Genomic DNA, 26,203 nt, shown 5'->3' on the forward strand with positions numbered 1-26,203 from the left:
CACGACCGCCATTCACGATTCCATCCTGGCGCCATCCCGGCCAGCAGACTCCAATTGACTCTTTTGACAGAATGAGAACAAATGTAGAACATACTATTCTCCGAGCCTGTTGCCAAGGCCATGCACACGCCCATACCCCGTCCAAGTATCGAGGAGCTTCGCGCGCGCGTCCGGCGCCTTGAGGGCACGTCCAGCCACCGGCGGACTGTGCTGCCCTTTGGCATCAAGATGATCGACCAGCATCTGCCGGGAGGCGGATTGTCGCTTGGCGCGCTGCATGAGGTGGCGGGCGGCGGCCATGGCACGATCCATGGCGCCGCCGCGGCACTCTTTGCGGCGGGGATCGCGGCGCGCACACGGGGAAAGGTTTTGTGGTGCCTCACGCGCCCGGACCTTTTTGCCCCGGCCCTCGCGCAAGCCGGGCTCATGCCTGGCCGGGTGATCTATGTCGAGGCAGGTGACGAAAAGTCGATCCTCATCTGTTTCGAAGAAGGCTTGCGGCATGGCGGCCTAGGCGCCGTTGTCGCGGAAGTCGCGCGGCTCTCCTTGACGGCCTCCCGCCGCCTTCAGCTGGCGGCCGAAAGCTCAGGCACCATCGGCCTCGCCATCCGCCGCTGGCGGCGGCCGGCAGAAGCGGCCGATTTCGGCCAGCCGACGTCCTCCGTTACCCGCTGGCGCGTCAGCGTCCTCCCCGCCACCCCCTTGCCGGTGCCAGGGGTCGGCCGCCCCCGCTGGCAGCTCGAATTGATCCGCTGCCGCGCCGGGGAAAGCGCCGATTTCGAAGTGGAGGCCTGCGATGCCAAGGGTCGTCTCGCTCTTCCTGCCAAGCTGGCCCACGGACCGGCTGCGAAGGACATTGGGCGCCGCCGCGCCGCCTCCTGAGGCGCCGCTTGTTCTGGCCGGCCGGGACGGACGGCGGCGGTTGGTCCTGGCCCTCGACGCGGCCGCGCGGCGCATGGGCTTGCACGCTGGCATGCCCGCGGCAAAGGCGCAGGCCCTGGTGCCGGGACTCAGCATGAGGGACGCCGATCCTGCCGCCGACGCGAAAGCCCTCGACCGGCTGGCGCTCTGGGCGTTGCAGCGTTACGCGCCCATCGCCGCCGCCGATCCGCCGGACGGACTCATCATCGACGTGACCGGCGCCGCCCATCTGCACGGTGGGGAAGACGCCCTGCTGAAAGGGCTGGTCGCGCGGCTCGCCGCATCGGGTATCGCGGCGCGCACCGCGATCGCCGACAGCTGGGGCGCCGCCCATGCCTTTGCTCGTACTGGGACGCGGCCCGTCCTCGTCATCCCGGTGGGAGAAAGCGTGAAAGCCATTCTCGACCTGCCCATCGCCGCCCTTCGTCTGCCCAAAACTATCGTGGAGGATTTGTCCATCCTTGGCTTCGCGCGTATCGGAGAACTCGCGGCAAAACCCCGCGCGCCGCTCGCCCTGCGCTTTGGGCCCGAACTTGGCCGCCGTCTCGATCAGGCCATGGGACGTTTAAGCGAGCCGATTGATCCGGTTCGCCCGCCGGACCTCATCGAGGTGCGCCGTGTTTTCGCAGAGCCGATCGGCGCGCCGGAAACGCTGGCCCGTTATACAGACAAGCTCGTTACCCAACTATGTGAGATATTGGAGGCCAAAGGTCTCGGCGTGCGGCGGCTCGATCTGCTGTTTCATCGGGTCGATAACCGCATCGAAGCCATCCGCGTTGGTACCGTGCGGCCGGTATGTGACACGAAGCGATTAACCCGGCTCCTTGGCGATAAAATCGAGACCATCGACCCGGGCTTCGGCATCGAGATGATGCGCCTTGCCGCCCCGCTCGCTGAACCGCTCGCCCCGAAACAGCTGCTCTCTTCGCTCTCGGAAGAGCCCGAGGCGGACGTATCCAGCCTCATCGATTCGTTCGCCAATCGCATAGGCGAACGCCATCTCTATCGTTTTGCGCCGGTCGCGAGCGACGTGCCGGAACGCTCGGTTCAGAAGATCGCGCCGGTGGCGCAAGATACCGGGGAGACTTGGCCTGACTCTTGGCCGCGCCCCGCGCGCCTGTTCCCGAGGCCGGAGCCGATCGAGACGCTCGCGCTGCTGCCCGACCATCCGCCCATCAGTTTCACCTGGCGCGGCATAAGGCGGCGCGTGACATGCGCCGATGGCCCCGAGAGGATCTTTGGCGAATGGTGGAAACAGGACGCCGAGCTCTTTGCGGTGCGCGATTATTTCCAGGTCGAGGATGAGGCGGGCGAGCGCTTTTGGATCTATCGCGCCGGCGATGGCGAGGACGCCGCGCGTTTCGAGACGCGTCGCTGCCGCGCAGCGGCACGAAGAGACGCGTTGAGAGCGGGGCAACGAGGTGAAGACACCACGACCGGCTCGCAGCGCTGGTTTCTGCACGGGATTTTCGGATGAGCGCCGCGCGCTATGCCGAGCTGCAATGCACCTCGCATTTTTCGTTCCTGCGTGGGGTGAGCTCTTGCCAGGAGCTGTTCGACGAAACGGCCAAGCTCGGCATCGAGGCGCTGGCGATCACCGACCGCAACAGCCTTGCCGGCATCGTCCGCGCCCATGAAGCCGCCAAGATCACGAGCGTCCGCTTGATCGTCGGCTGCCGTCTCGATCTCGCCGATGGCATGTCTGTTCTCGTCTATCCCATCGACCGGCCCGCTTATGCGCGGCTCAGCCGCCTGCTGTCGCTTGGCAAAAAGCGCGGCGGCAAGGCGCAATGCCGACTCGATTGGTCCGATGTTGTTGCTTATAGCGAGGGCCTGATCGCGGTGCTCGTCCCCGATGAAGCCGATGCGACATGCGCGCTGCATCTTCGCCGCCTCGCCGAGGCTTTTGGGGATCGCGCCTTTCTGGCGCTGACGCTCCGCCGCCGTCCTAACGATGCGCTGCGCCTCCATGAACTCTCAAAGCTCGCCGCGCGCGCAGGCGTGCCAACCGTCGTCACCAACGATGTCCTCTTCCATGTCCCGGCGCGGCGCATCCTGCAGGATGTCGTCACCTGCATCCGGCACAATTGTACCATCGACGAGGCGGGATTCCGGCGCGAGCGCCATGCTGATCGCTATCTGAAACCCCCCGAAGAAATGGCGCGTCTCTTTAGCCGCTATCCCGAGGCGCTGGCTCGCACGATTGATATTGCCGCGCGCTGCCGTTTTTCGCTCGGCGAGCTTGCCTATCAATACCCGCAAGAGCGCACCATGCCCGGCTTCTCGCCACAGCAGGCGCTTGAAAAACTGACCCTTGAAGGCGCCGCCGCGCGCTATCCCGAGGGCGTCCCGGATAAAGTCATGGCGAGCCTCGCCCATGAGCTGCGCCTCATCGAAAAGCTCGGCTACGCGCCTTATTTTCTGACGGTGAATGCGTCGTCCATCTCGTCGCCCATCGAGTGACTGATTTATCAAACGCACTGGCAAGCATTGGCAGCCGCGATACCCCCTTGCCAATGCCGTACGGGCGCGGCGATGAATTGCATCATGGCAGTCCCGGCCTTGATCCGCGCAGCCTGCCGCCAAGAGGTCTGGAAGCGCAGGGTGTTCCTAATCCCGATCTCCACGTCGACACAATCAAGGTGAAAGCGCGGGATTTCCGGTAGGCTGCGCACGTTCCCGGCGAGGCCCGGCAAGCATCCCGACGGGTTGGCAAAAAAGGCGCAAGATGGCGCGGCTCGCCTCGATGACGCTTCGCGCCGTGGCTTCAATATTCTGATCGCGCTCGCGATCGAGGAGGAATGCCGGTTGATTGTGACCGCAGGCAAGCAGACGGCAATGACTATAGTCAATGCGGATCGCATGCCGCCGAGCCCGCGACGTTGTATCCCACAACTTTCTTCCTGGCGCGTAGAATCCGCTCAGAGTGAACACTCCAGAAACAATTCTAAGCAAACTTGGCCCCTAAGGGCAGCTATTAACTTACGGAAATTATTGAGATAAATTGGAGCGGGCGAAGGGATTCGAACCCTCGACCCCAACCTTGGCAAGGTTGGGATCCCAAGCGCTCCTAAACGGCGATTGACTTGGTTCCGGAACTCGTGCGGCTGAACATATACCTAAAACACCGGTGTCGCCGGCTTTCCCCAAAACACCGTTTGAGAAACCGTTTTAGAGAGCCGTTTTCAAACGGTCACCGTCGCGTAAGTTATTGAAATCATTGGCACGCCTGAAGAGATTCGAACTCCTGACCCCTAGATTCGTAGTCTTAATTTAATTGTTAAGATCACGTCAGGATCCGGCTAAAGTAATGCACCATTCAGTCACGAAGTTTTTGGGGCCCCCGGTCAGCCATCTGCTTACTTTCCGTGATACCCGGGTGATACCCAACGGGGATTAAATGCGCCCTATCGCAAAGTTAATGTATTGAAATTATTGGCTGGGGCGGGAGGATTCGAACCTCCGCATGGCGGAATCAAAATCCGCTGCCTTACCGCTTGGCGACGCCCCAATACCGTTCGTTTCCAGGCTGCCGCCCGCGACCGCCGGACCATAATGCGGGGCTGGCCAATCTGCAACCGCCCATGCCCGTAACGAACAGCTAAGGAACCCGCAATCCGTCCGGCCGCCGTAAACCGTTTCCCGCGTCACGGCCAGCAATGAGCCAATAAATCCAGCCTGAAATCAGACCGCCAAGAAAAAAAATCAGACTAAACCGTAGTTCCGCGAAATTATAGTCTGCGGCCCTAGGCAGATGAAGCGTTGCGCGGGTGATCCAGGGCGCCGATGCGGCGGCGAAAGCTGACGCCCCTGCATACCAAAGCAGTCCATGTGTTCTGGCAATTTCGCCGATCCACGCCACAACAATGACGGGAAGCGCACAAACAAGAACAGCGGCCAGCCAGACAAAACGGCCAAACAGCACCAAATCGCTGTCCGATGGCCCGTCCGGAAAATCTACGCTTGCCGTTGAAAGGGCATATTCCATCAAAGCAAAACCCGCCACTCGCGTCACGGGATCGACGAGGCACGCCACTGGCACGAACACGAGCGCTGCCCCTATTGCAACAGCCGTGGCGAAGATTACGCTGATTAGCCTTCGCAGCCGACCCATGCGGACCCTCGTTCGAAGAGCGCGGACTTCCGTTCCGGCGGCACCGCCATGCAGGAGGGCCAGCCCAAGCGCGGGAGTGAAGTTTTTTAGATAGTATGCAAAGATACGAGACCTTACACACAACGCGAGCTGTTCGGCAGCGAACACGCTAACAGTTCGTGGAAGATAGGACACATTTAATCCGCATGTATATCATCGCCCGCAATATCACTGGCCCACGCTTGCGATGCGAAGCCTTGATGGTCGACAAGAAAAGCTTTACGCCCTGGCCTCCGGTGAGCGAGGACGGCTGGCGGCGGGCCTATAAATTCCGCGACCGGCTCATGGCCGAGGTCGTGCGGCTCGAAATAGATCCGCTGGGAGAAGAACTCAAAGTCATCGAAGCGGTCTATATCCGCTGATCGCCTTCCTGATTCATTCCGGCAGAAAATTCATGGCGGCGCCGTTGATGCAATAGCGCAGTTGTGTCGGCGGCGGCCCATCTGGAAAAACATGTCCCAAATGGCTGCCGCAGCGGCTGCAGTGCACCTCCGTCCGCAGCATGCCGTGGCTGCGATCCACGGTGCTCTCGACGGCGCCGTCAAGCGGATCGTTAAAGCTCGGCCAGCCGGTGCCGCTTTCGAATTTTTTGGCGGACACGAAAAGGCGTTGCCCGCATCCGGCACAAACAAAAGTACCAGCCCGCTTTTCGTGATTGAGCCCGCAGCTGCCCGGGGCTTCCGTGCCATGCGCGCGCATGATCCGGTATTGTTCCGGCGTGAGCAGGCGCTGCCATTCTTCATCAGTATGTGTGACTTCAAACAGCTTGCCCGGCATGATGCTCTGCTCCAACTCAAGCCCTTGAAAGGTCTCACACATCCAGATTGGCGACGCTGAGTGCGTTTTCCTGGATGAATTCGCGGCGGGGCTCGACGACATCGCCCATCAGCTTGACAAAAAGATCGTCGGCGTCATCGCCTTCCTTGATTTTGACCTGCAAAAGCGTGCGCGCCTCACGGTCGAGAGTTGTCTCCCAGAGCTGCTCCGGGTTCATCTCGCCAAGCCCCTTATAACGCTGCATCTGGGATATCCCCTTTTGCCCGGCCGCCATCACCGCGTCCAAAAGTCCCCCCGGCCCCGAGACCTGGGCTTGATCGCCACGGCGTAGAAAAAGCGCCGGGCGGGCGAAGACCTCGCGAAGCGTTTGCGCATGCTCGTTGAGGCGGCGCGCCTCGATCGAAGCCAAGAGCCCTGCGTCGAGACTCACCGCCTGGCGTACGCCGCGAAGTTCGCGGGTAAAAAGATAGCCTCCATTCTCGACCGCGCCCCGCCAACCGCGCTCCATATCCTCAGCCCGTTCATCGAGACGAACCGCAATCGTTGCGGCAAAACCCTCGGCTTCTCCTTCGCCGTCAGGCAACACCGGCTTCAAAGCACCGACGATTGCGGCTTGTTCGACGACTTCGCGATCATAGCGCGAATGAAGCGACGCAAGCATGTGGCGCACGGTTCGCGTCTCCTCGACGATCGCGCGCAGATCCGCGCCCGCGCGTTCCTCGCCATTCGCCAACCGCAGGACCGCGGCCTCAAGACCATTGCTGATGAGATAATCCTCTCGCGCCCGCTCATCCTTCAAATATTGTTCGGAACCGCCGCGCTTGACTTTGTAGAGAGGCGGCTGCGCGATATAAAGATGTCCCCGCTCGATCAGCTCGCGCATCTGGCGGAAGAAAAACGTCAGCAGAAGCGTACGGATATGCGAGCCGTCGACATCCGCGTCGGTCATGATGATGATCTTGTGATAGCGCAATTTATCGACATTAAAATCGTCGCGCCCGATGCCGGTGCCGAGCGCGGTGATCAAGGTGCCGATTTCTTGACTCGAGAGCATTTTGTCGAAACGCGCCCGCTCGACGTTGAGGATTTTTCCACGCAAGGGGAGCACGGCCTGATATTCCCGGTTGCGTCCTTGCTTGGCGGAGCCGCCCGCCGAGTCACCTTCGACGAGAAAGAGTTCCGCTTTTGCGGGATCGCGCTCCTGGCAATCGGCAAGTTTGCCGGGAAGATTGGCGACATCGAGGGCTCCCTTGCGACGGGTCAGTTCGCGCGCCTTACGTGCCGCTTCCCGGGCTTGCGCCGCCTCGACGACCTTGCTCACGACGATTTTCGCGTCCTGCGGATGCTCCTCGAACCATGAGCCAAGCATCTCGTTGACGAGACCTTCGACAGCCGGCCGCACCTCGGAGGACACAAGTTTTTCCTTGGTCTGCGAGGAAAATTTCGGGTCTGGCACTTTCACGGAAAGCACGCAGGTGAGACCCTCCCGGCAATCGTCTCCATTGAGGTCGACCTTCTCGCGCTTGGCAAGCCCGGAGCGCTCCGCATAGCCGGTGACTTGGCGGGTCAGCGCGGCACGGAGCCCCGCGAGATGGGTGCCCCCATCGCGCTGCGGAATGTTGTTGGTGAAGGCGAGCACATGCTCGTGATAGGAATCGTTCCACCACAGAGCCGCCTCGACCACAATCCTGTCGCGCTCGCCTTTGATCAAGATCGGACTTGAGGTCAGCGGCGCCTTCGCCCGATCGAGGTAACGCACGAAAGCCTCGAGGCCGCCTTCGTAAAAGAGCTCCTCGCGCTTGACCTCGGCGCCGCGCAGATCGGCGAGTTCAATGCGGACTCCCGAATTCAGAAAGGCCAGTTCCCGCAACCGGTGTTCGATGATCGCGTAGTCGTAATCGACCATCGTAAACGTCTCGGGCGAAGCGAGAAAAGTGACCTCGGTTCCCCGCTTCGGCTTTCCTTCCACCACGGGCGCGGGGCCAGTCACTTCCAGCGGCATGACCGCGTCGCCAAGTTCGAAACAAAGCAAATGCTCTTTGCCATCGCGCCAAATCCGTAGCCGCAACCAGCTCGAGAGGGCATTGACGACGGAAACTCCGACACCGTGCAGGCCGCCCGACACTTTGTAGGAATTTTGATCGAATTTTCCGCCGGCATGCAGCTGAGTCATAATGACTTCCGCCGCGGAAACGCCTTCTTCGCTATGGATGTCGGTTGGTATGCCGCGCCCGTCGTCGGTGACGGTCACCGAACCATCGGCATTGAGGGTGACCGTGACGCGGGTCGCGTAGCCAGCGAGAGCCTCGTCAATGGCATTATCGACGACTTCATAGACCATATGATGAAGGCCGGAACCGTCATCGGTATCGCCGATATACATGCCTGGCCGCTTACGAACGGCATCGAGACCGCGCAGCACCTTGATCGAATCGGCGCCATAGTAAGCGTCTGCTTCAGGGGTCAAAGGGAGTGGCGGCACGGCGGCAGATTCGGCCATGGGTAAGTGAACTTTCTCAATTTTGCGGCGATGAAATCTTCCAATATTGCAATATAGCCCCAACACAGCTGAAGGGCATGTTTTTTAATTGATTTTCGAGCATTTTTCGGCGCACGGCGGCTCTATCCACAATGCTTTCGCATTTGGCCGGGTTGCTGGCCCCCATGGCCGGAAAATGCCGCCGAAACAATCACGTCGACTGGCGGCGTTTGACCCATCCGAGGACTATCATGCAGCCACGCTTGCGACCGGTCTCCCGGCGATGAGAAGGCCATTTTTGTTGGTGCTAATCACGATTCTCTCGCCGTCGTGAATTTCGCCAGACAGGATCAATTCGGCCAGCGGATCTTGCACATTTTTTTGAATTGTCCGCTTCAACGGCCGCGCGCCATAGGCTGGATCATAGCCTTTGCTGGCGAGCCATGCACGAGCCTCGGGATCGAGTTCAAGGGTGATTTTGCGGTCCTCAAGGAGTTTTGCAAGGCGGCCAAATTGAATATCGACGATCGCGCCCATATCCTCGCGGCGAAGCCGGTGAAACAGGATAATTTCATCAATACGATTGAGAAATTCCGGCCGGAAGTGCGCCCGCACAATTTGCATCACCTCCGAATGGACGGCGGCGGAATCCTCGCCTTCTTTTTGCATAACGAGCAGTTCGGCGCCGAGGTTGGAGGTCATGACGATTAACACATTGCGGAAATCCACAGTCCTGCCCTGCCCGTCTGTCAAACGGCCATCGTCCAGCACTTGCAACAGGACGTTGAAAACATCTGGATGCGCCTTTTCGATCTCATCGAAGAGAACGACCTGATATGGCCTGCGGCGGACCGCTTCGGTCAAGGCGCCTCCTTCCTCGTAACCGACATAGCCGGGCGGTGCGCCAATCAGGCGGGCGACTGAATGTTTCTCCATATATTCCGACATGTCGATGCGAATGAGTGCCGTTTCATCATCGAAAAGAAACGCGGCGAGCGCTTTGGTAAGCTCGGTTTTGCCAACCCCTGTCGGTCCGAGGAACATGAAAGATCCGATTGGGCGATTGGGGTCTTGCAAACCCGCCCGCGCGCGGCGCACCGCGGTCGAGACCGCCTTCACCGCCTCCGCCTGGCCAACGACACGTTGGCCGATCGCGTCTTCCATTTTCAACAATTTATCGCGCTCGCCTTCCAGCATCTTATCGACCGGAATGCCCGTCCAACGCGAGACAATCTGGGCTACGTGGCTGGCGGTCACCGCTTCGTCCACGAGAATGCCTCCCCGTTCCGCCTCGGTCGCCGCAAGCCGTCTTTCGAGATCGGGGATGACCCCATAAGTGAGTTCGCCCGCACGTTGATACTCACCACGGCGTTGCGCCTGGACAAGTTCGTTGCGGGCCGCCTCGAGCTGCTCCTTGAGCTTTTGCTCCGAACCAAGCTTGTCCTTCTCGGCGTGCCAGCGCGACGTCAGCGACGCAGATTTTTCTTCAATCTCGGCAAGCTCACCTGTTAACCGTTCCAAACGCTCTTTCGAGGCAGAATCGGTTTCTTTTTTCAGCGCTTCTTGCTCGATTTTAAGCTGAATGATCCGGCGGTCCAACTCATCAAGTTCCTCCGGCTTGGAGTCGACCTGCATGCGGAGACGCGACGCCGCCTCGTCGACGAGATCGATTGCCTTGTCAGGGAGAAACCGGTCGGCAATGTAACGGTGCGATAAGGTCGCCGCGGCGACGATCGCGGCATCGGTGATGCGCACGCCATGGTGCAATTCATATTTTTCCTTGAGGCCACGCAAAATCGAGATCGTATCCTCGACGGTTGGTTCAGATACAAACACCGGCTGAAAGCGGCGGGCGAGCGCGGCGTCTTTTTCGACATGTTTGCGGTACTCGTCGAGCGTCGTCGCGCCGACGCAGTGCAGCTCGCCGCGCGCGAGAGCTGGTTTCAAGAGATTCGACGCATCCATCGCGCCATCCGCTTTGCCCGCGCCCACAAGCGTATGCATCTCGTCGATGAACAAGATGATACCGCCCGCCGCACTCGTGACTTCATTCAGGACTGCTTTCAACCGCTCCTCGAATTCGCCGCGATATTTGGCGCCCGCGATGAGTGATCCCATGTCGAGTGCAAGAAGTTTCTTATCGCGCAAACTTTCCGGCACATCGCCGTTGACGATGCGCAGCGCTAAGCCTTCGACGATCGCGGTCTTGCCGACCCCCGGCTCACCGATCAGCACGGGATTGTTTTTCGTGCGCCGCGACAGAACCTGAATGGTCCGCCGGATCTCTTCGTCGCGGCCGATGACCGGATCGAGTTTGCCGTTGCGGGCGGCTTCGGTGAGATCGCGCGCATATTTCTTCAGGGCATCGTAAGCGTTTTCCGCCGTTGGGTTGTCGGCAGTCCGGCCCTTGCGGAGCGCCTCGATCGCTGCGTTGAGGGTCTGTGGGGTGACACCGGAGCGTTCGAGAATTTTGCCGGCTTCCGAATTTTTTTCCATCGCGATGGCAAGCAGAAGCCGCTCGACCGTCACATAGGAATCGCCCGCCTTTTGCGCGATCGTTTCGGCATTATCGAAAATGCGCGCCGTCGCTGGAGCGAGATAAAGTTGTCCAGCGCCGCCGCCCTGCACCTTCGGCAATTTGGCAAGCGCGAGTTCGGTGTCCCGGAGCGCGTCGCGCGAGCGGCCGCCTGCCCTGTCGATAAGGCCCGCGCTCAGCCCCTCCTCGTCGTCGAGGAGAACCTTCAGAATATGCTCGGGAGTAAATTGCTGGTGCCCCTCGCGGACGGCGAGCGATTGGGCGCTTTGAATGAAACCGCGTGCCCGTTCGGTGTATTTTTCAATGTTCATGGCAATCTCCGCTGCGCGAAGCCCCTTCGTGCCAGCAGCCGTCTTGAACAGCTGCCGTGTTCTAATAGCGTCTGCGCCATGTCATAGGGCAGCCAAACCGTAAAATTGGAACTGGACATCAGGCCGCTGACCGATTGCCATTGCGGTTTACGATTTGCGCAAACATTTCAGAGACGCTCACTCACTTTTATGTAAGTGCGAATTGCGCTGGTGGTAGAGCCTCTAAAAAGATTTGCCGGGCATTTCTCGCGCGAAACCCCAATGAATGGCGAGCCAAAAGCATAGAAAACCCCGCAATGGGCGGGGTTTTCGAGCGCAAAATGAGAATGATCTACCAGTGGCAAAAGCGGCGAGGGCCCCAAGGGGTTGGCCGGAAAAAACAGCGTCGCCACGCGCCCCAGTTGCGGCGGCAGCCGCCCCACGGCCCGCGATGCCACCCGAGCCCGCACCCGCCCGCCACTTGCGTAATGAACGATTGTTGCGGTGTCGGCGGGAAAAGTGATGCCGGAACGGCCCCGGCATCGAAGGAAACGAGAGCAACCATACAGCTGGCCGCGATGGTGGATGTTTTTAAAAACGTGAAAAATCACCTCAATGACACCGCACCGCAGGCGAATGTCATTCGCCCGCCCACGCAAATCAAGGCTGTGAATCGGCTACGCCGGCAGTTTGCGGCTCAGTCCTGTACCGGCTCATTGGCAGATCGCTCCGCCCCGCCCTGCTGCTCATCGAGTCCCATTTCAGCCTTGCCGCGGCGCCTGCGGCGGGGACGCGGATGAAAGCCATTCGCCACGCCCTCCTCTTCCGGCGCCCCGCTGACCAAGGGAGCAAGCGAATCAATGACGGGGACGATATCATGCGATTCGGCTGGCACGCGGACCGGTGCCGTGATGAACGCCGGGAGACCGTTGCTTTCGATGCCGGGTTCCGCAATCCGCGGTTCGTCCCGTGGATCAACCCGGATTGAACTTTCATTGCGGTACTCGCGAGGCCCCCGCCCACGGTTGCCGCGATTTTCGTAATCACGGCCGCGGCCATTGCGATCCTGATAGGGCCGCTGTTCCGGGTAGGGCTGGTGTTCGCGCTCCCGGTAGTTTCGATCCTGAAACTGCCGCTCCGGCCGCGGACCGCGCTCCGGCCGCCCGGCCTGCCTGTCGCCTCCCTGTCTGTCGCCATTCTCGTGGTAGGGCCGGTCAGCACCCGGTTGCGGAGAACTGGGTTGCGGTTGTGCCGCAACATTCGGCGGCGAAAGTGGCGGAAAAAGCCGCTCCGGCGGGGACGCGAACCGGTCGGGAATGCCGCTGAAATCACTGTCATCGTCGGTGTCTTCCACGAGGTCTTCCCCGGGAAGACGCGGATAGAGGCCGGAGGCTTGTTGCTGGGCCTGCTGCGCCGCCGCGATCAAGCGGAAATAATGTTCGGCATGCTGAAGATAACTCTCCGCCATGACCGGGTCGCCAGAGGCTTGCGCATCGCGCGCCAACTGAAGATATTTTTCACTGACGTGGTGGGCGGTTCCCCGGATTTTAACATCGGGTCCGCTCGATTCATAAGACCTCGTGAGAGGGTTTGGTCCCTTACGGTTGTTGTTCGGGCGGCCACGCATACGTTTGTTATTCTGTGCTGGTCTCATCGATGATCCTTGAGGTGCATCGTTTTCGCGAAAGGTAAAACCCTCATCGCAAGATTTGGCGCATCGCCGCGCGGGCGTGCGTTCACCATCCTTGTCGAACCCCTTTGTCTAAATATACGAAGGCGCGAGCGGATATTTTGGCTCTCCAGCCGGTGACGAAGGTGCACACGGAACCGCCGCGGCAACCGATCCTCGACCCTTGATCGTTAGAGTCTCAGAGTCTGGGGATAGTAAACCCAGCCGAGCCGGGTTTCGCTGCACACTCCGAACCGGAGATCATCTGCCGCTCGCGCCCTCGATGATACTTGCGGACTTTGCGCGGCCGCGAATCTCAACGCTCCTCGGAAACTGTGCCTCATTAGCGAAAAACATTCCTTGGCGTGGGAACCTAGTCGTTTTCCTATCAAACGCCAAGACCTTTTCAGCAAAATATATCTCCTATTCTCGGAAGCGTGGCCAATTTGTCACGTCGGCAGGGCGGAACCGCTCCCCGCCAAAATCACTCTTTTATGACCATAAAGATCAAATTTCACTTCAACCAAACCATCAAAATGTTGCCGGACCAAGGTGACGACGGAACGATGTTGCCCCGCCCCGAGTTCCATCGCGATCAGGCCGCCAGGCGCCAACAGACCAGGCAAGGCTGGAATGATTTCGCGATAGGCCGCCAAGCCATCTTCGCCTCCATCCAGGGCCAAACGCGGGTCATGATCGCGAACCTCCGGCGCCAAGCCAGCGATCGCGCCGCTCGCGACATAGGGAGGATTGGAAACAACAATATCGAAACATCCGCCGATCGCCTTGGCCCAGTCTCCGCAAACTATGTGCCCGCGCGCCGCCAGCCCCAAGCCGGTGAGATTGTCACGCGCGATGGCGCAGGCGGCGGCCGATCTATCGACACCAATGCCGGAGGATTCGGGCAAGCTTTGCAGCAGCGAGCAAAGGATTGCCCCGGACCCGGTCCCAAGATCGAGAATCCGCAGTGTTGTGCGGGAGAATCGCGCCATACAGCCGAGTACGGCCTCGATCAAGGTTTCGGTTTCGGGCCTTGGATCAAGCACTTCCCGTGTGATCTTAAACCTTGCTTGCCAAAACTCCCGGTGACCAATGATGCGGGATACTGGCTCACGCCGCAGCCGCCGCGCCGCGAAGGCCGCAAGCTGCCCGGCGCCGTCTCCTAGGGGGAAATCGGGGTCCCGGATAAGACTCGCATGATCGATACCGAGCGCCGAGCAGAGCAGCACGCGGCCATCGGTCTCCGGCGACTCCACTCCCTGTTCCCGCAGCGTGCGGACGAGTTCGCCAAGTGCCCGTCCGCGCGGCTGTTCCGGGCGGAAATCAAGCGGCCGCGTTGCTGCGATACCACCGCTCACAGCGCGGTTGGACCGACGGCGCCGAGGAGCACCCTTGTCAGGCGGGCGGCGAAGGCCTCCGCCGGTCGTTCTCCTTCCATCACCCGGGCCTCGTCGAAAAGGAGCCAAATAATGTCTTCAAATTTTTCCTTATCAGGAGCATCGATTTGCGAGGCCAGTGCGCGGATCAATGGATGGGTGGGATTGATTTCGAGGACCGGCTTTGTTGCCGCTCCCAGCCTCCCGCTCGCCGCCAGCATCCGTTCAAGTCTGCGGTCGGGCCCGCGCTCGGACGCGACGAGACAGGCAGGGCTCGACGACAGCCGGTCGGAGGCACGAACATCCTCGACCGATTCGCCCAAGACTTGTTTCATAAGCGCGTAAAGCGTGGCAAGACTTGCCGCGGGCGGCTCGTCCGCGCCTGCCTCTTCCCCGGCATTTTCCTCCTTGACCGGAAAGGATTTTATGTCGGTGGCGCCCTGGGTCACGGATTTAAACGGCTTTCCGTCGAAACCCACCGCCGTCGTGGTCCAGAACGCATCCACATGATCCGGCAAAAGCAAGACCTCGATTCCCCTTGCGCTGAACCCTTCGAGCTGGGGGCTGGCGGCAAGCCGGGCGAGGTCCTCGCCAAGGAGATAATAGATCGCCGTTTGATTGGGCTGCAGACCGGCGATGTACTCCTTGAGGGTGCGGCCGCCTTCCGGCGAAGTCGAGGTGGCAAAGCGCGCCAAATCGAACAAAGCGTCTCGGCGCTCGGGATCCTCATAAAGACCTTCTTTAAGAACCGCCCCGAAGTGTTCCCAAACTTTTGCAAATTTCTCTTTATCATTTTCAGAAAGCTTCACCAGTTCCTGAAGGACACGGTTCGTCACGGCCTTTTTGATGGCTGCGAACACCGGGCTTTCCTGGATCATTTCCCGGGACACATTCAAAGGAAGATCGGCCGAATCGACGACAAGTCGGATAAACCGCAGCCATCGGGGAAGAACTTCCGCGGAGTCGGTGATCAGCACGTGGCGGACGTAAAGCTTGGCGCGTCCGGCGCGTGAGGGATCGGAGAGGTCGAACGGCGGCGAACCCGGCACAAAGGCTAAAACGGTATATTCCTGGCGTCCTTCCACATGCCAGTGCAAAGTTAATGCTGGCTCATCAAACATCATCCCAAGTGTTTGATAAAATTCATTATAATCCTGTTCAGATATGGAAGCTTTCGGTTTGGTCCAGAGCGCTGCCCCCTCAGAAATCCGGCGCGGCTCGTCGCCCGGTTTCTCGACAAGCTCGATGGGCACCGTGAGGGCGCTCGAATGTTCGCGGACGACCCGCTCGATTCGTCCGGCTTCCAAATAGTCCTTGGAGGCCTCGTTGAGATGCAGAACGACCCGTGTCCCGCGGACTGGAGCCTCGTCTTGGGCGGCGGGCACGATCGAGAACGTGCCCTTCCCATCCGAACTCCAATGGAAGGCTTCGTCCGACCCCGCGCGGCGGGAGAACACATCGACGCGATCGGCCACCATGAAGGCCGAGTAGAAGCCGATCCCGAATTGACCGATGAGGTCAAGCTTTTCCCGCGCCTCCGCCCCGTTTCCGGCCCCCGACCCGATCTGGTCGAGAAAAGCCTTTGTGCCGGACCGTGCGATCGTGCCGAGATGCGTGTTGAGATCGTCGTGCGACATCCCGATGCCATTGTCCTCGATCGCGAGGCTTTGGGCATCCTTGTCGATGGAAATCCGAATGACGAAGGGGTCCGGTGCGAGGGCCGGATCTTTCAGCGCCTCATAGCGCAACTTCTCGCAAGCGTCGGCGGCGTTGGACAGAAGTTCGCGCAGAAAAACGTCGCGGTCGGAATAGACCGAATGCACCATGAGATGCAGCAATTTGGCGACATCCGCCTGAAATGCTTGCGGCTGAGAAGCTTGACTGTGATCCCCTACCCCCGACATACCCGCGCCTCCTTCCGTTGTCCCAACTGCGTCGCGAATTTCGCGGTGTTGCTGTTTATCCTGAGCGCCACCAGCCGTTCGCGGCACGGATATTGCCGTTGCGTCCGCCGGATGCAAGGGCCTCAAAGCGAGTTCTTCACTTTTCAGACGTCGCAATCGCAAAAATCCGACCAATCTGCCTCCGCGCCTGTCGCAAATCTGTCAAAAGAATGCTTGCTCTCCTGTGAGCTTCAAGCGACGATGGCGTTCGGGATAAAAAAAATCATACATGAGCGACACGGATCCGACCGAAGATCATCGCGCCACGCACGCGGCCTGGACCAGCAAGTGTGCGCGTGCGTCCTTGACGGCAGGCAGCGCCACGGCCTCCGTGGCGGTTGTGTCCTTCGACCGCAACGAGCTGCGGATAATTCTCGATCTCTATGGCCGCAAGGTCGCCAGCGGCGAATGGCGCGACTACGCGATCGATTTTTGCATCGATCGCGCAGTTTTTTCGGTTTATCGCCAGGCGGCCGAATATGCGCTTTACCGAATCGAGAAAAATCCAAAACTCGCGCGCAAGCAGGGACTTTATTCGGTCATCACGGCGACCGGCCTCATTTTGAAGCATGGACCGGATCTCGCCCGCGTCGTGGCGGTGCTGGACAAGAGACTCAAGCTTATTCCCGGGTGATTTCAACCCGCACGCTCAAGAGATATAATTCCGCATTGCTGATAGTCTTCACCAAGCCAAACTGAAATGCTCCGGCTTTTTTCACTTGAGATCGCTTTCGCCCATCTGAGAGGCGGGGTCAAACGAGACTGCGGCTGCGAGCGGGTTGCAGCCGCGGGAACCAGGCTCACGGGCAGGTGCTGTTACAGACACGGCTCCCGATGGTAGAACACTGGCTGTCCAGAGCCGTCAATTCTGCCGCGCTCAAGGTAGAAGGAACAAACGACGTCTTGTCGAAAGCGAGAACTGAGCTCAAGGGCGGTGTCGTCCGCCACGCCAACATCCCGGTCACGAGGACATTCGCGCCCGTGCCAACGGTTCCTGCGTTGCAAATCCCGCCAGTACCGGTGCTCGCCATCAGCTTGACGACGGCCGTGTGGGGCACCGATGATTGAGAAATGAGAAGTTCCTTCCCAACCGAGAACTGACGAAGGCCATTTGGTTGCACTCGGCAAGTGCAGCAGGCGGTAACGGCGGTGCCAGGTGCTGGCATCGCGTAGGCATTGACGCAGATCGCGCCATTCTGCGCCGGGAAAGCGACGGTTGAACTGGCGCCCGAGTTGGTGAGAACGACCGAGGTATCGATCTTGGCCAGGTCGTCGGTGACCACGCCGACCTGATATGGTGTGTCGGTGGCCTGAGCCGAAGCGTCCTTAATGGGAAGAAGAACAAGTGCCAAAAGCGTGAAAATTGTGAAACGTGTGATAATGTTCATTTTGCCACCCCGAAATTGACGATAATCAGCGCAAGTCGAGCGGTTTGACGATCTTCAAGGGCCGCTGCAGGTGCTGTTGCAAGCGCGGTTGGGAAGGACGGCGCACTGCGACGTCACACTGACCAATTCCGCGGCGCTCAACGTGGCAGGATTAAGCGAGGTCTTGCCGACCGCCGCCACTGAACTCGACGTGGCGGGCACGAGCCAAGACAGCATCCCGGTGACGAGGACATTCGCGCCAGTCCCGGCCGTCGAGGCATTGCAGGCGCCAGCAGTCCCGGTAGAGGCCAACAGCTTGATCACGCTTGTCCGCGCCTTCGGTAGAACCGAAACGAGAACCTCCTTCCCAACCGAAAACGCGCGAAGGGCGTTGGCCTGCACCCGGCAGGTGCAGCAGGCCACGATGCTGCTTAGCGGCGCCGAGGTCGCGTAGACATTCACGCATATAGCGCCATTCTGTGGACTAGCTATCGTTGAGCTCGCGCCCGAATTGCTCACCGCGACGGTGGTATCGATCTTGGTGAGATCTTCGTTCACGACGCCGATTTGCCACGGCGTGTCCGCAGCCTGAGCTGAAGCGTTTTTAATGGGAAGAAGAACGAGTGCAAAAAGCACGAAAGTTGTAAAGCGGATAACCATTTAGCAACCCCCCTAAAATTGTTGGATATTTTAGATGGCGCATTATCGATAATCAGAGGATGTATTATCGATAATCTCTGTCAATCAACCTGTTGCTTGGGTGTCCATTCTCAGCAAGCACGTCGTCGAACCCGTGATAGCTAAGAGCCCCTGCATCCGGGGTGACGAACAAATCAGGAAACTAGATCAATAAGCGACAATGGAGCCTCAAGACCCCTCAATTTCCCCTTGGGTCATCATGATGGAGGCATCAATGTGATAAAGGATTTGTCGGACTAATTGTTGAATCGCACTTTTGGTTCCACAAATTCATCTGTTATCCGGCGAATGTTTTAACTCATGAATTCATACCGCGTGCTGCGGTGCCGAAATATTTTTGCCAAGATCGTCAATCGGGCGAAACTTATGGCTTTTGCATCACCCGCTCAGCCCGCCGGCAGCCAGCGGACGCCGGCCGTCCAAAAGCGCCCGCAGCAACCCACAATTTCGAGCCTGTTGTCCCCCTCGCCAAAGGGAACCTCGCCGCCCTTGCGCGAGCAAAGAATATCGACATCCATCGACAGTTCGGTGAATGGAAAATAACTTGACCGGAAGCGCATCTTGACGGAGGCGCGTGATCTCCACGACCGGGGAGGAGAAAGGCGACAGCTTGTGCTTATGGTGGCCAATGACAAAAGTTGCGGCCATCCAGCCGCCGCCTATGGCCGCCACGAGGCCGCCGCCGATCATTGCAACAACGGCGCGCCTCTGTTCGTTCTTCAACCAATTCAGGATCTGAGACATCAAACGCCTGCCGGTAACAGGGGTCTGACTTGGCCATGGTGACAACCCATCGAAATGCTAGCCGTGACGGAAGCCTTCGGATCCGTGATGCCAATGTTTTCCGGCGGCCATGCGAAGAAGGATCCGGAAGCGGCCTCTCTGTGCATCATCAAGGCTGTCGTAAAGTGGCTTTGCCGCATCGGCAAGTTTTTCCATTTCGGCAGAGCGCGTCGCCAGGCGTTTGGCACCTTGCTCAAGCCCTTCTATGACGCTCCGATGCTCCGAAAGCTCTCCTGTCTTTTGATGCCATTCCGCCATACGCGCGGCGCGCGCATTTGCTTGGTCGCGCAACGTCGCTTCGAGCACAGGCCAATTTTTTTCCTGCGCCGGCATCAATTTGAGGCCGGCTTTTAGCGCTGCTATGCGTGCATCGGTAAAAGCGGCGAAATCTTCTTGAGAAAATTTTGGATGGTGCCCTTCGGCATTTCCAAAGGTTTCAGAAGATGCGGCAAAGACGGTGGCCGGCAGGCTAGGCAAAACCAGAAGTGCAGCTGTAGCTGCTATCAGAATATGCTTTTTCATGAGGGCCTCGAAATAGTAAGAGAGGCCCAGGAGTTTCGGCCAACAACACTGGAAAGCAACTAAACATTCTGTAATCAACGCAACGGTATTTCCCCGAACGGCCGATGAGGATTCTGCGCGCGATGGTTACGCAAAATCCTGATTTCATACCGTGCGCCGCCTCGCCGCAATATTTTTGCGCAGAGCGTCAATCGTACCAAAACGTTTCACGTGAAACGTTTTGGTACGATTGTGGAGTAAAACCGGACAAAACTGATTGTTTTTGCATCACCCGCTCAGGCCGCCGATTAAGCTCGGCATATCGAGCGGCCTGAAACCGTAGTGATTGAGCCAGCGGACGTCGGCTTCGAAAAACGCGCGTAAATCGGGCATGCCATATTTCAGCATGGCGATGCGATCGATCCCAAGGCCCCAGGCGAACCCCTGATACACGTCGGGGTCGAGCCCGCAATTTCGTAAGACGTTTGGATGCACCATGCCGCAACCCAGAATTTCGAGCCAGTCCTCCCCCTCGCCGAAGCGAACCTCGCCACCCTTCCGGGCGCATTGAATATCGACTTCCATCGACGGTTCGGTGAACGGAAAATAACTCGGCCGGAAGCGCATCTTGACGTCTTGCACCTCGAAGAACGCTTTGCAAAATTCTTCCAAGATCCATTTCAGGTGACCAAGATGGGCGGAGCGGTCGATAACCAACCCCTCGACCTGATGGAACATTGGCGTATGCGTCTGGTCGGAGTCGCAGCGATAGGTGCGGCCTGGGATGATCACCCGGATCGGCGGCTTTTGCGTCAGCATTGTGCGCACCTGGACCGGGCTTGTATGGGTGCGCAAAACTTTGCGTGTCCCATCCGGGCCGGGGTTGAAAAAGAAGGTGTCGTGCATGTCGCGCGCCGGATGGTCCGGCGGAAAGTTCAGTTTGGTAAAATTGTAATCGTCGCTCTCGATATCCGGCCCTTCCGCGATGGCAAAGCCCATATCGGCGAAAATCACCGCGAGCTCGTCCATCACCTGGCTGACCGGGTGGATGCGTCCCGCCTCGATCCCATGCGAACGCACCGGCAAGGTCAGATCGACCGTCTCTTCCTTCAGGCGGGCTGCAAGCGCCGCGTCCTTTAAGATGGCGCGCCGCGCGGCAAGAGCATCCGCAACAATCTCCTTCAATGCGTTGACGGCGGCGCCACGCTCCTTGCGCGCGTCTGGCGCCATGGTGCCGAGCCCTGAAAGCAGCGCCGAAATGGAGCCTTTTTTTCCAAGCGCCGCGACGCGCACGGCTTCAAGCGCGGCCTCGTCGTGCGCCTTCGCGATGTGTTCGAGAATTTGCGTTTGCAAGTTTGCTAGATCCGGCATGTCTCTCTGGCTCAGTGGGATGTTGTCTAGCTTTTGCCACGCCCGTCTGGCGATGTCGAGGCGTTCAAAATCCTATTGGCGGCCCGTGGCCGACGCAATCCACTCCAGATAGGCGGACGCGCCTTTTTCTATTCCGACCTCGATGATTTCCGGATTGGAATAGCTATGCTCCGCGCGAATAGCGACCTCGACCGTCGCATAGTCGCTTGAGCGGATCTTGCAAAAGAGCATCCATTCCTCTGCCTTTTGCACCGCCCCTTCCCAACGGTAAACGCTGGCGATGGGAAACATCTGGACGCAAGCGGCCAGGCGTTCTTCAACAAGCCTCTCCGCGACCTGACCAGCGCTTTCCTTGTCGGCGCATGTCGTGATGACCATTGAAAAAGAGCTTGGCATGCTCACGATTCTATCCTGTTCGAGAGGCGCGCGAAAAATTTACCGCACGCCAATTCTCCGGGTCGCTGACGCGAGCCATCGGCGGGCGCCCGGCTCGACGAGCGGCGAGATTTCCTTGCGCACCCGTGCATGGTAGGCGTTGAGCCAAGCGATTTCCTCGCGGTCCAGGAGCTTTGGCTCGACGAGCGCAAGATCGATCGGTGCCAGCGTAATGGTCTCGAAGCCGAGCATCTCGCGCTCGACGCCCGCGAACTCCCGTTCCTCGACAACGACCAGATTTTCGATTCTGATGCCCCAATGCCCAGCATGATAAAAGCCCGGCTCGTTGGAGAGGATCATCCCCGGTTCGAGCGCGGCAGTACCGAGCTTTGAAATCCGCTGCGGCCCTTCATGCACCGACAGATAGGAGCCAACGCCGTGTCCCGTGCCGTGGTCGAAATCGAGGCCAACGTTCCATAAAGGAACTCGTGCCAAGGTATCGAGCTGAGAACCGCTCGTGCCTTTCGGGAAAACAGCACGCGCGATCGCGATATGACCCTTAAGAACGCGTGTGAACCGGTCCCGCATTTCGGCGGTGGGCTTACCGGCCGCGAGGGTGCGCGTGATATCGGTTGTTCCATCTTCATATTGACCGCCCGAATCGATCAAAAATATCCCTTTGCGGATCGTGGCGTTGCTTTTGACCGTCACGTGGTAGTGCGGAATGGCGGCATTGGCGCCAGCGGCGGCGATCGATGGAAACGATACATCCTTCAGCTTCTTTGTGTCGCGCCGGAATGATTCAAGCGCTTGGGCGGCCTCAATTTCGGTGAGCTTTCCGTTTGGTGCATGGGTTGCGAACCAATGCAGAAAATTGGCCATCGCGGCCCCATCCCGCAGTTGCGCCATTCTTGCCCCCGCCAGCTCGGCGGCGTTCTTGCGGGCTTTCATCAAGGCGATGGGGTCGCTCGCCATTTCGCAAACGCCGCTGGCTTCTGCAAAAACTTGGGTGAGTTTGGCTGGCGCGGTCGCGGAGTCGAAGAGGACTTTCTTGTGCTCCTTGCCAAGTGCCGCGAGGTCCTCCACGAGATGCTCAGGATTTCTAACCCTTACGAGCGCCGCGAGCTTATCATGTACAGCTTTGTCGACCTTGTCCGGGTGGATATAAAGCCGCGGCTTCGTATCTTTCGAGATCAAGGCGTACGCCAGAGGCAGCGGCGTATGCGCGACATCATGGCCGCGGATATTGAACAGCCACGCCACCGCATGTGGATCGCTGACGAGCAACGCATCCCTTGGCGGCAAGGCGGCCAGCACGCGCGCGAGCTTTTTCGTGGTGTCTTCTCCGGCGAATTTGCGGGTGTGCAGAGAGACCTTGCCGAGGGGTGGGGGCGGGCGATCCTTCCAGATCGTGTCGATCGGGTTCGGCTCCACGGAAACGAGCTCTACCCGCGCGGCTTGCATCGCCTTGCCGAGGCGTTCGACCTGGCGCGGCGTGTGCAGCCATGGATCGTAACCCAGCCGCGCTCCTGAATTGAGATTCTTTTCAAGCCAATTCGCCGGGCCCGTCTCGGTTAAGGCCTCGGGTTTAAAGATCGCAAGATCGACTTGGTCCTTGACCGCCAGACTGTAGCGGCCGTCAACGAAAATGGCTGCGCGCGTTTTGAGTACGATCGCGAGCCCCGCCGAACCGGTAAAACCCGAGAGCCATGCAAGGCGCTCCTCCGACGGCGCAACATACTCGTTTTGATATTGATCGGCGCGAGGAACCAAAAATCCATCAAGCCGGAGACGCGCGAGTTCTGCGCGCAAAGCCGCAACTCTGGAGGCGCTTTGCGAGGGATCCGCCAGATCCTGGAAGGATTGAAAGAGGCTTTCGAACATTTGGCCAGACTAAAACGCTTTTGCGATTTATGAAATCAATAAAGCTTGCCCCGGGGCGCGATTTAATCCTGCTTGGCAAAATAGAACCCGGCGAATGCCGGAACACATCTCTCCGGATGGAACGGGACGTAGCAGTCAAGCTCAGGCACCGCCCAGCGATCCACAAGTTCATACCCAGCATTTTCGAAATAGCCAATGAATTCCGCCTCGTTGTAAACCCGGTAAGGTGAGATGGCGGGTCCGTAATTTTGCAGTGTCCAATACGCCTCGCCGGGGGTGAGCGAAATCTTGTTCAGGATAATATGCGGAGGTTTTGCCGCGCGCATTTCGAGCAGACCTGGAACGGACCGTTCCATCAGTTGGAGAGCGCCGGCGGAAAGCAGGATATCGCACTCCGGAACAGCCTCTATCGCGGTTTCGAATTCAAGATTAATGGCCGCTTCCCGCGCCGCCACGCGCCGCCCTTCTGCAACGATTTTTGGCAGCTCGACCACGGTCCATCGCGCGTTGGCGGGCAAGCTCGCGAAACGCAGATAGCGATAATAGGTCAGACCGATACTGCCGCCAAAGTCGATAAGCGAGGTGCCTTCCCGTATGATCCGTAACAGCCAGAACAGCACCGCATAACTGGAGAGTTGAATGAAATAGGGATTGAGCTGATGAATGTTGTCGACCCAAATCGAGGCCGATGCCTCATTGTCCCATCCCGCGAGGCGCGATGGAGGAATAGCGGCGAGAGCTTCTTCGTAACTCCCGTATACTCCGTAAAATAAACCCGTGTGGTTCGTGCGGAACAAAGCATAGCGGCCATATGCGGCCTCGACGAAAGGGATGCGGCCGAGCCAACCGGCCATGCGCGTGTTGGCGAGTGTCTCTTTAACGAGTCTCGTGAAGTAACTCATCTTGAACCGTTTGCTGAATATGACGACACGGCCGCGCGCTCCCTTATCGCCGATGGATCGGTTTGCCGGTGGTGGAATGTCAAGGTAAGAAGCCTCGGTCAATCGAACCGAGGAATTAACATAAGCGCAGCCAGGTAATTATGCCCTTTTTATTTTGCTTCGTCCCAAAAGGTGCAGCGTTAAATTGCGGCCGGCAACCAGGATCGGATAGAGAAACCGGGCCCGCTCCTGGTGTGAAAATATCCATTTGTTGATCTTGTTGATCACATTGGAGTCGCTGCTTAAGAGAGCGAGCATGTGCATGCAGGCGTCTCCATGATAAAATTTATCCCCAAGCTTGAGCACCATTCCCTTGTCCAGATCGAAGCCCCGCGCGCGAACCTCTCTCACCACCGGAACATCATCGCGGGCGTTCACCAAATGAACCTGGCCAAGCTGTTCTCGCATCCGATATAAGGATACGTAATTTGAACAAAACGGGCACTCTCCATCGTAAACGATCCATGCCTCGGAGCGGGGTACCGGCTCATTGCTGGACATCGATGGGATACTCCGATTTGTTCTGAACATCGCGTATCAGAAGACCATCCTTGAGGCTGAGACAGACCGAGTCAACGACATATTTGTACCGGACAACGTCTTTCAATGAAATATTGTTGAAGTCCTGGTAGTAAAAGGGGTCCGAAAACATATGCTGCGGGAACAGGTAAAAAAGCCCCGCATCTTTTACGAACGGATAAGCGGTCATCAGGGCGTGAGTGTTCCGAACCAGCGATTTCACGGCCGCGAGATCTGGACCGACAATTTGCTCGCGGCTGACCTTTGGCTGCGCACATGCATTGGCCTCGCGCGCGCTCTTCAGGTTGCTCTGCGTGCCGCTCATGGTCCAGGGAAAGTGCCCCGGCGGGACGAACATCGCGGCATGACCTACGGTGTAACTCGTCGGTGACATGAAATATTCGGTGGGGACCCGCGCGCTGCGGCCGTCGGCCGTCTCGACAGTGAAATATTGGCTTACGACAGCCCTGGTATCCATCCAGCCAAGACGTGGCGTGTCGAAAAGAAAAAGAGCGAAAAACACCGAAACGAAGGCCGTCATCTTCATGGCGGGGGTAAAATCTTCTTCCCGGAGCCGGGAGCAACATATCACCACGATCGTGTTGACCCCGATCCAGGTCCAAAATAATGCGGCGATCGAGAAGAAGACAACGATATGGAAAACCTCAAAAAACATTGCGAGAATCAATAAATAACGGGCGCGTAAAATCGAAAATGGAGATGATAGCTGTGCGGTAACAACCATAATATTTGCGACTATTACAAAATACGCAAGCGTTCCATAAAATAGCTGCGTGGCGAATTGAGAGCTGAGCAATGGGCTTCCCCGTTCAAGCCCAAGCAAAACACCCAAATAGGTTTCGTTGTGAAAAATCCATGTCCAAGGGGACCAGTCCATCTTGAGTTTAATGATGCCGGACCAGAAATATTTGCTGAGATGAACGCCAATCGCGACGCTCCAAATCAAGTCCATGGAAATTTTCCGCAATCTATCGCCTTCGGAAGGAGAAAGACTCCTCAGCCAAGGACGCAAGCGGTTCGCCATAGTTGTTTTGGCGGCGGGGCCAACGGTATCGGCGCGGCCAAACATGAAGAGCGTCAGGAGGCTGCCAATGAGCGCGAATTCGGCGATTTGCAGCAGGTTGAGATAATCCGTTGCTACGAGGTCGACGCCGGTGAGATCGGCGAAAACGCGGCGCGACAGGTCATAATAAATCAATCCTGGAAGCAACAAGCTTGGCCGCCACAACCCTAAAGTGGCACAAGTGATCGCAATCAAAGCGCCGCAGCGGAAAAACAGCGGGCTGTCCGGAAACCCATCGGCGGCCGGCCAGGCAACCTCCAAAGGGCTGTCCGTGAGGGTCAGGATCAGCACGATGATCGCAAGGCCGCGGATTAAAATGCGAACCAGTTGTGAAAGCTGGCTGTAACGAATAGTGGCAAATGGGATGGCGATGACCAAGCTCGCGATGACCAAGCTGAGGGCAGCCAGCGGTCCAGTCCGCGCAGACGCAGAAACGGCGAGTTGAAGTAGATAATATAGAAACAAAGATAAAGCGATAATATAAATATTCAGCTTATCCCATGTAAATATTCTTAGTCTTGCAGGAAATTCAATT

General features: G+C 58.5%; 21 protein-coding genes, 1 tRNA gene and 2 pseudogenes. 6 read left to right on the plus strand and 18 right to left on the minus strand.

Annotation, left to right across the window (positions count from 1 at the left end; genetic code table 11):
- The first annotated feature begins 120 nt into the window (after positions 1–120).
- From QEV83_RS01220 to QEV83_RS01235, 4 genes and pseudogenes are all read left to right on the plus strand, one after another.
- Positions 121–882, plus strand: a complete 762-nt coding sequence (locus tag QEV83_RS01220; RefSeq protein ID WP_280129488.1) for an ImuA family protein — start codon at positions 121–123, stop codon at positions 880–882.
- Complete coding sequence (locus QEV83_RS01225) at positions 797–2,398, plus strand: DNA polymerase Y family protein (RefSeq protein ID WP_280129489.1); 1,602 nt, start codon at positions 797–799, stop codon at positions 2,396–2,398. Before QEV83_RS01220 ends, QEV83_RS01225 begins: the two co-directional genes overlap by 86 nt.
- A pseudogene (locus QEV83_RS01230) lies at positions 2,395–3,357 on the plus strand (PHP domain-containing protein); the annotation flags it as partial. The gene QEV83_RS01225 and the pseudogene QEV83_RS01230, both read left to right, overlap by 4 nt.
- A gap of 74 nt (positions 3,358–3,431) precedes the next feature.
- Complete coding sequence (locus QEV83_RS01235) at positions 3,432–3,587, plus strand: hypothetical protein (protein ID WP_280129490.1); 156 nt, start codon at positions 3,432–3,434, stop codon at positions 3,585–3,587.
- A 770-nt stretch (positions 3,588–4,357) separates the two neighbouring features.
- On the opposite strand, the gene QEV83_RS01240 is transcribed toward QEV83_RS01235, so the two are convergent.
- Together QEV83_RS01240 and QEV83_RS01245 are read right to left on the minus strand one after the other, a co-directional pair.
- Positions 4,358–4,432 (minus strand) — tRNA-Gln (locus QEV83_RS01240).
- A 90-nt stretch (positions 4,433–4,522) separates the two neighbouring features.
- A complete protein-coding gene (locus QEV83_RS01245) occupies positions 4,523–5,209 on the minus strand; it encodes a hypothetical protein (protein ID WP_280129491.1) in 687 nt (228 codons plus the stop codon).
- Positions 5,210–5,274: 65 nt separating this feature from the next.
- On the opposite strand from QEV83_RS01245, the gene QEV83_RS01250 reads away from it, so the two are divergent.
- On the plus strand, positions 5,275–5,436 hold the full coding sequence (locus QEV83_RS01250; protein ID WP_280129492.1) for a hypothetical protein: 162 nt from the start codon (positions 5,275–5,277) through the stop codon (positions 5,434–5,436).
- Between the two features lie 13 nt (positions 5,437–5,449).
- On the opposite strand, the gene msrB is transcribed toward QEV83_RS01250, so the two are convergent.
- From msrB to htpG, 6 genes are all read right to left on the minus strand, one after another.
- Positions 5,450–5,851, minus strand: a complete 402-nt coding sequence (msrB, locus tag QEV83_RS01255; protein WP_280129493.1) for a peptide-methionine (R)-S-oxide reductase MsrB — start codon at positions 5,849–5,851, stop codon at positions 5,450–5,452.
- Between the two features lie 34 nt (positions 5,852–5,885).
- A complete protein-coding gene (gene gyrB / locus QEV83_RS01260; protein ID WP_280129494.1) occupies positions 5,886–8,351 on the minus strand; it encodes a DNA topoisomerase (ATP-hydrolyzing) subunit B in 2,466 nt (821 codons plus the stop codon).
- Positions 8,352–8,579: 228 nt separating this feature from the next.
- Positions 8,580–11,177, minus strand: coding sequence for an ATP-dependent chaperone ClpB (gene clpB, locus QEV83_RS01265; protein WP_280129495.1), 2,598 nt, complete (start codon positions 11,175–11,177; stop codon positions 8,580–8,582).
- Positions 11,178–11,853: 676 nt separating this feature from the next.
- The gene (locus QEV83_RS01270) at positions 11,854–12,810 is read right to left on the minus strand and encodes a DUF4167 domain-containing protein (protein ID WP_280129496.1); all 957 of its coding nucleotides are present in this window, start codon (positions 12,808–12,810) and stop codon (positions 11,854–11,856) included.
- 464 nt (positions 12,811–13,274) lie between these two features.
- Positions 13,275–14,183 (minus strand): peptide chain release factor N(5)-glutamine methyltransferase, encoded by a 909-nt coding sequence (gene prmC / locus QEV83_RS01275; RefSeq protein ID WP_280129497.1) that lies wholly within the window; start codon positions 14,181–14,183, stop codon positions 13,275–13,277.
- Positions 14,180–16,105 (minus strand): molecular chaperone HtpG, encoded by a 1,926-nt coding sequence (gene htpG, locus QEV83_RS01280; RefSeq protein ID WP_280129498.1) that lies wholly within the window; start codon positions 16,103–16,105, stop codon positions 14,180–14,182. Before htpG ends, prmC begins: the two co-directional genes overlap by 4 nt.
- A gap of 268 nt (positions 16,106–16,373) precedes the next feature.
- Here htpG and QEV83_RS01285 point away from each other — a divergent pair, with 268 nt between their 5' ends.
- On the plus strand, positions 16,374–16,778 hold the full coding sequence (locus QEV83_RS01285; RefSeq protein WP_280129499.1) for a DUF2794 domain-containing protein: 405 nt from the start codon (positions 16,374–16,376) through the stop codon (positions 16,776–16,778).
- 166 nt (positions 16,779–16,944) lie between these two features.
- Here the strand turns inward: QEV83_RS01285 and QEV83_RS01290 are convergent, their stop codons facing one another.
- From QEV83_RS01290 to QEV83_RS01335, 10 genes and pseudogenes are all read right to left on the minus strand, one after another.
- Entirely contained in the window at positions 16,945–17,532 is a 588-nt protein-coding gene (locus QEV83_RS01290; RefSeq protein ID WP_280129500.1) for a hypothetical protein, read from the minus strand.
- A 54-nt stretch (positions 17,533–17,586) separates the two neighbouring features.
- Entirely contained in the window at positions 17,587–18,171 is a 585-nt protein-coding gene (locus QEV83_RS01295) for a hypothetical protein (RefSeq protein WP_280129501.1), read from the minus strand.
- Between the two features lie 467 nt (positions 18,172–18,638).
- Positions 18,639–18,779: pseudogene (locus tag QEV83_RS01300) on the minus strand (phenylalanine--tRNA ligase subunit alpha); the annotation flags it as partial.
- 232 nt (positions 18,780–19,011) lie between these two features.
- Positions 19,012–19,593, minus strand: coding sequence for a Spy/CpxP family protein refolding chaperone (locus QEV83_RS01305; RefSeq protein ID WP_280129502.1), 582 nt, complete (start codon positions 19,591–19,593; stop codon positions 19,012–19,014).
- Positions 19,594–19,782: 189 nt separating this feature from the next.
- Positions 19,783–20,865 carry a phenylalanine--tRNA ligase subunit alpha gene (gene pheS / locus QEV83_RS01310; protein WP_280129503.1) on the minus strand — a complete coding sequence of 361 codons (1,083 nt, stop codon included), beginning with the start codon at positions 20,863–20,865 and terminating at the stop codon, positions 19,783–19,785.
- A gap of 72 nt (positions 20,866–20,937) precedes the next feature.
- Positions 20,938–21,261 carry a divalent-cation tolerance protein CutA gene (gene cutA, locus QEV83_RS01315; RefSeq protein ID WP_280130939.1) on the minus strand — a complete coding sequence of 108 codons (324 nt, stop codon included), beginning with the start codon at positions 21,259–21,261 and terminating at the stop codon, positions 20,938–20,940.
- A 39-nt stretch (positions 21,262–21,300) separates the two neighbouring features.
- Positions 21,301–23,124 (minus strand): aminopeptidase P family protein, encoded by a 1,824-nt coding sequence (locus QEV83_RS01320; protein WP_280129504.1) that lies wholly within the window; start codon positions 23,122–23,124, stop codon positions 21,301–21,303.
- Between the two features lie 62 nt (positions 23,125–23,186).
- Positions 23,187–24,128 carry a TIGR04325 family methyltransferase gene (locus QEV83_RS01325; protein WP_280129505.1) on the minus strand — a complete coding sequence of 314 codons (942 nt, stop codon included), beginning with the start codon at positions 24,126–24,128 and terminating at the stop codon, positions 23,187–23,189.
- A gap of 36 nt (positions 24,129–24,164) precedes the next feature.
- Positions 24,165–24,596: a DCC1-like thiol-disulfide oxidoreductase family protein gene (locus tag QEV83_RS01330; protein ID WP_348273247.1), complete on the minus strand. Its 432-nt coding sequence runs from the start codon at positions 24,594–24,596 to the stop codon at positions 24,165–24,167.
- Entirely contained in the window at positions 24,553–26,061 is a 1,509-nt protein-coding gene (locus tag QEV83_RS01335; protein ID WP_280129506.1) for a hypothetical protein, read from the minus strand. The genes QEV83_RS01330 and QEV83_RS01335 overlap by 44 nt, the downstream gene beginning before the upstream one ends.
- Positions 26,062–26,203: the final 142 nt, after the last annotated feature.

The sequence above is a fragment of the Methylocapsa sp. D3K7 genome, from assembly GCF_029855125.1.
Classification (GTDB): Bacteria; Pseudomonadota; Alphaproteobacteria; order Rhizobiales; family Beijerinckiaceae; genus Methylocapsa.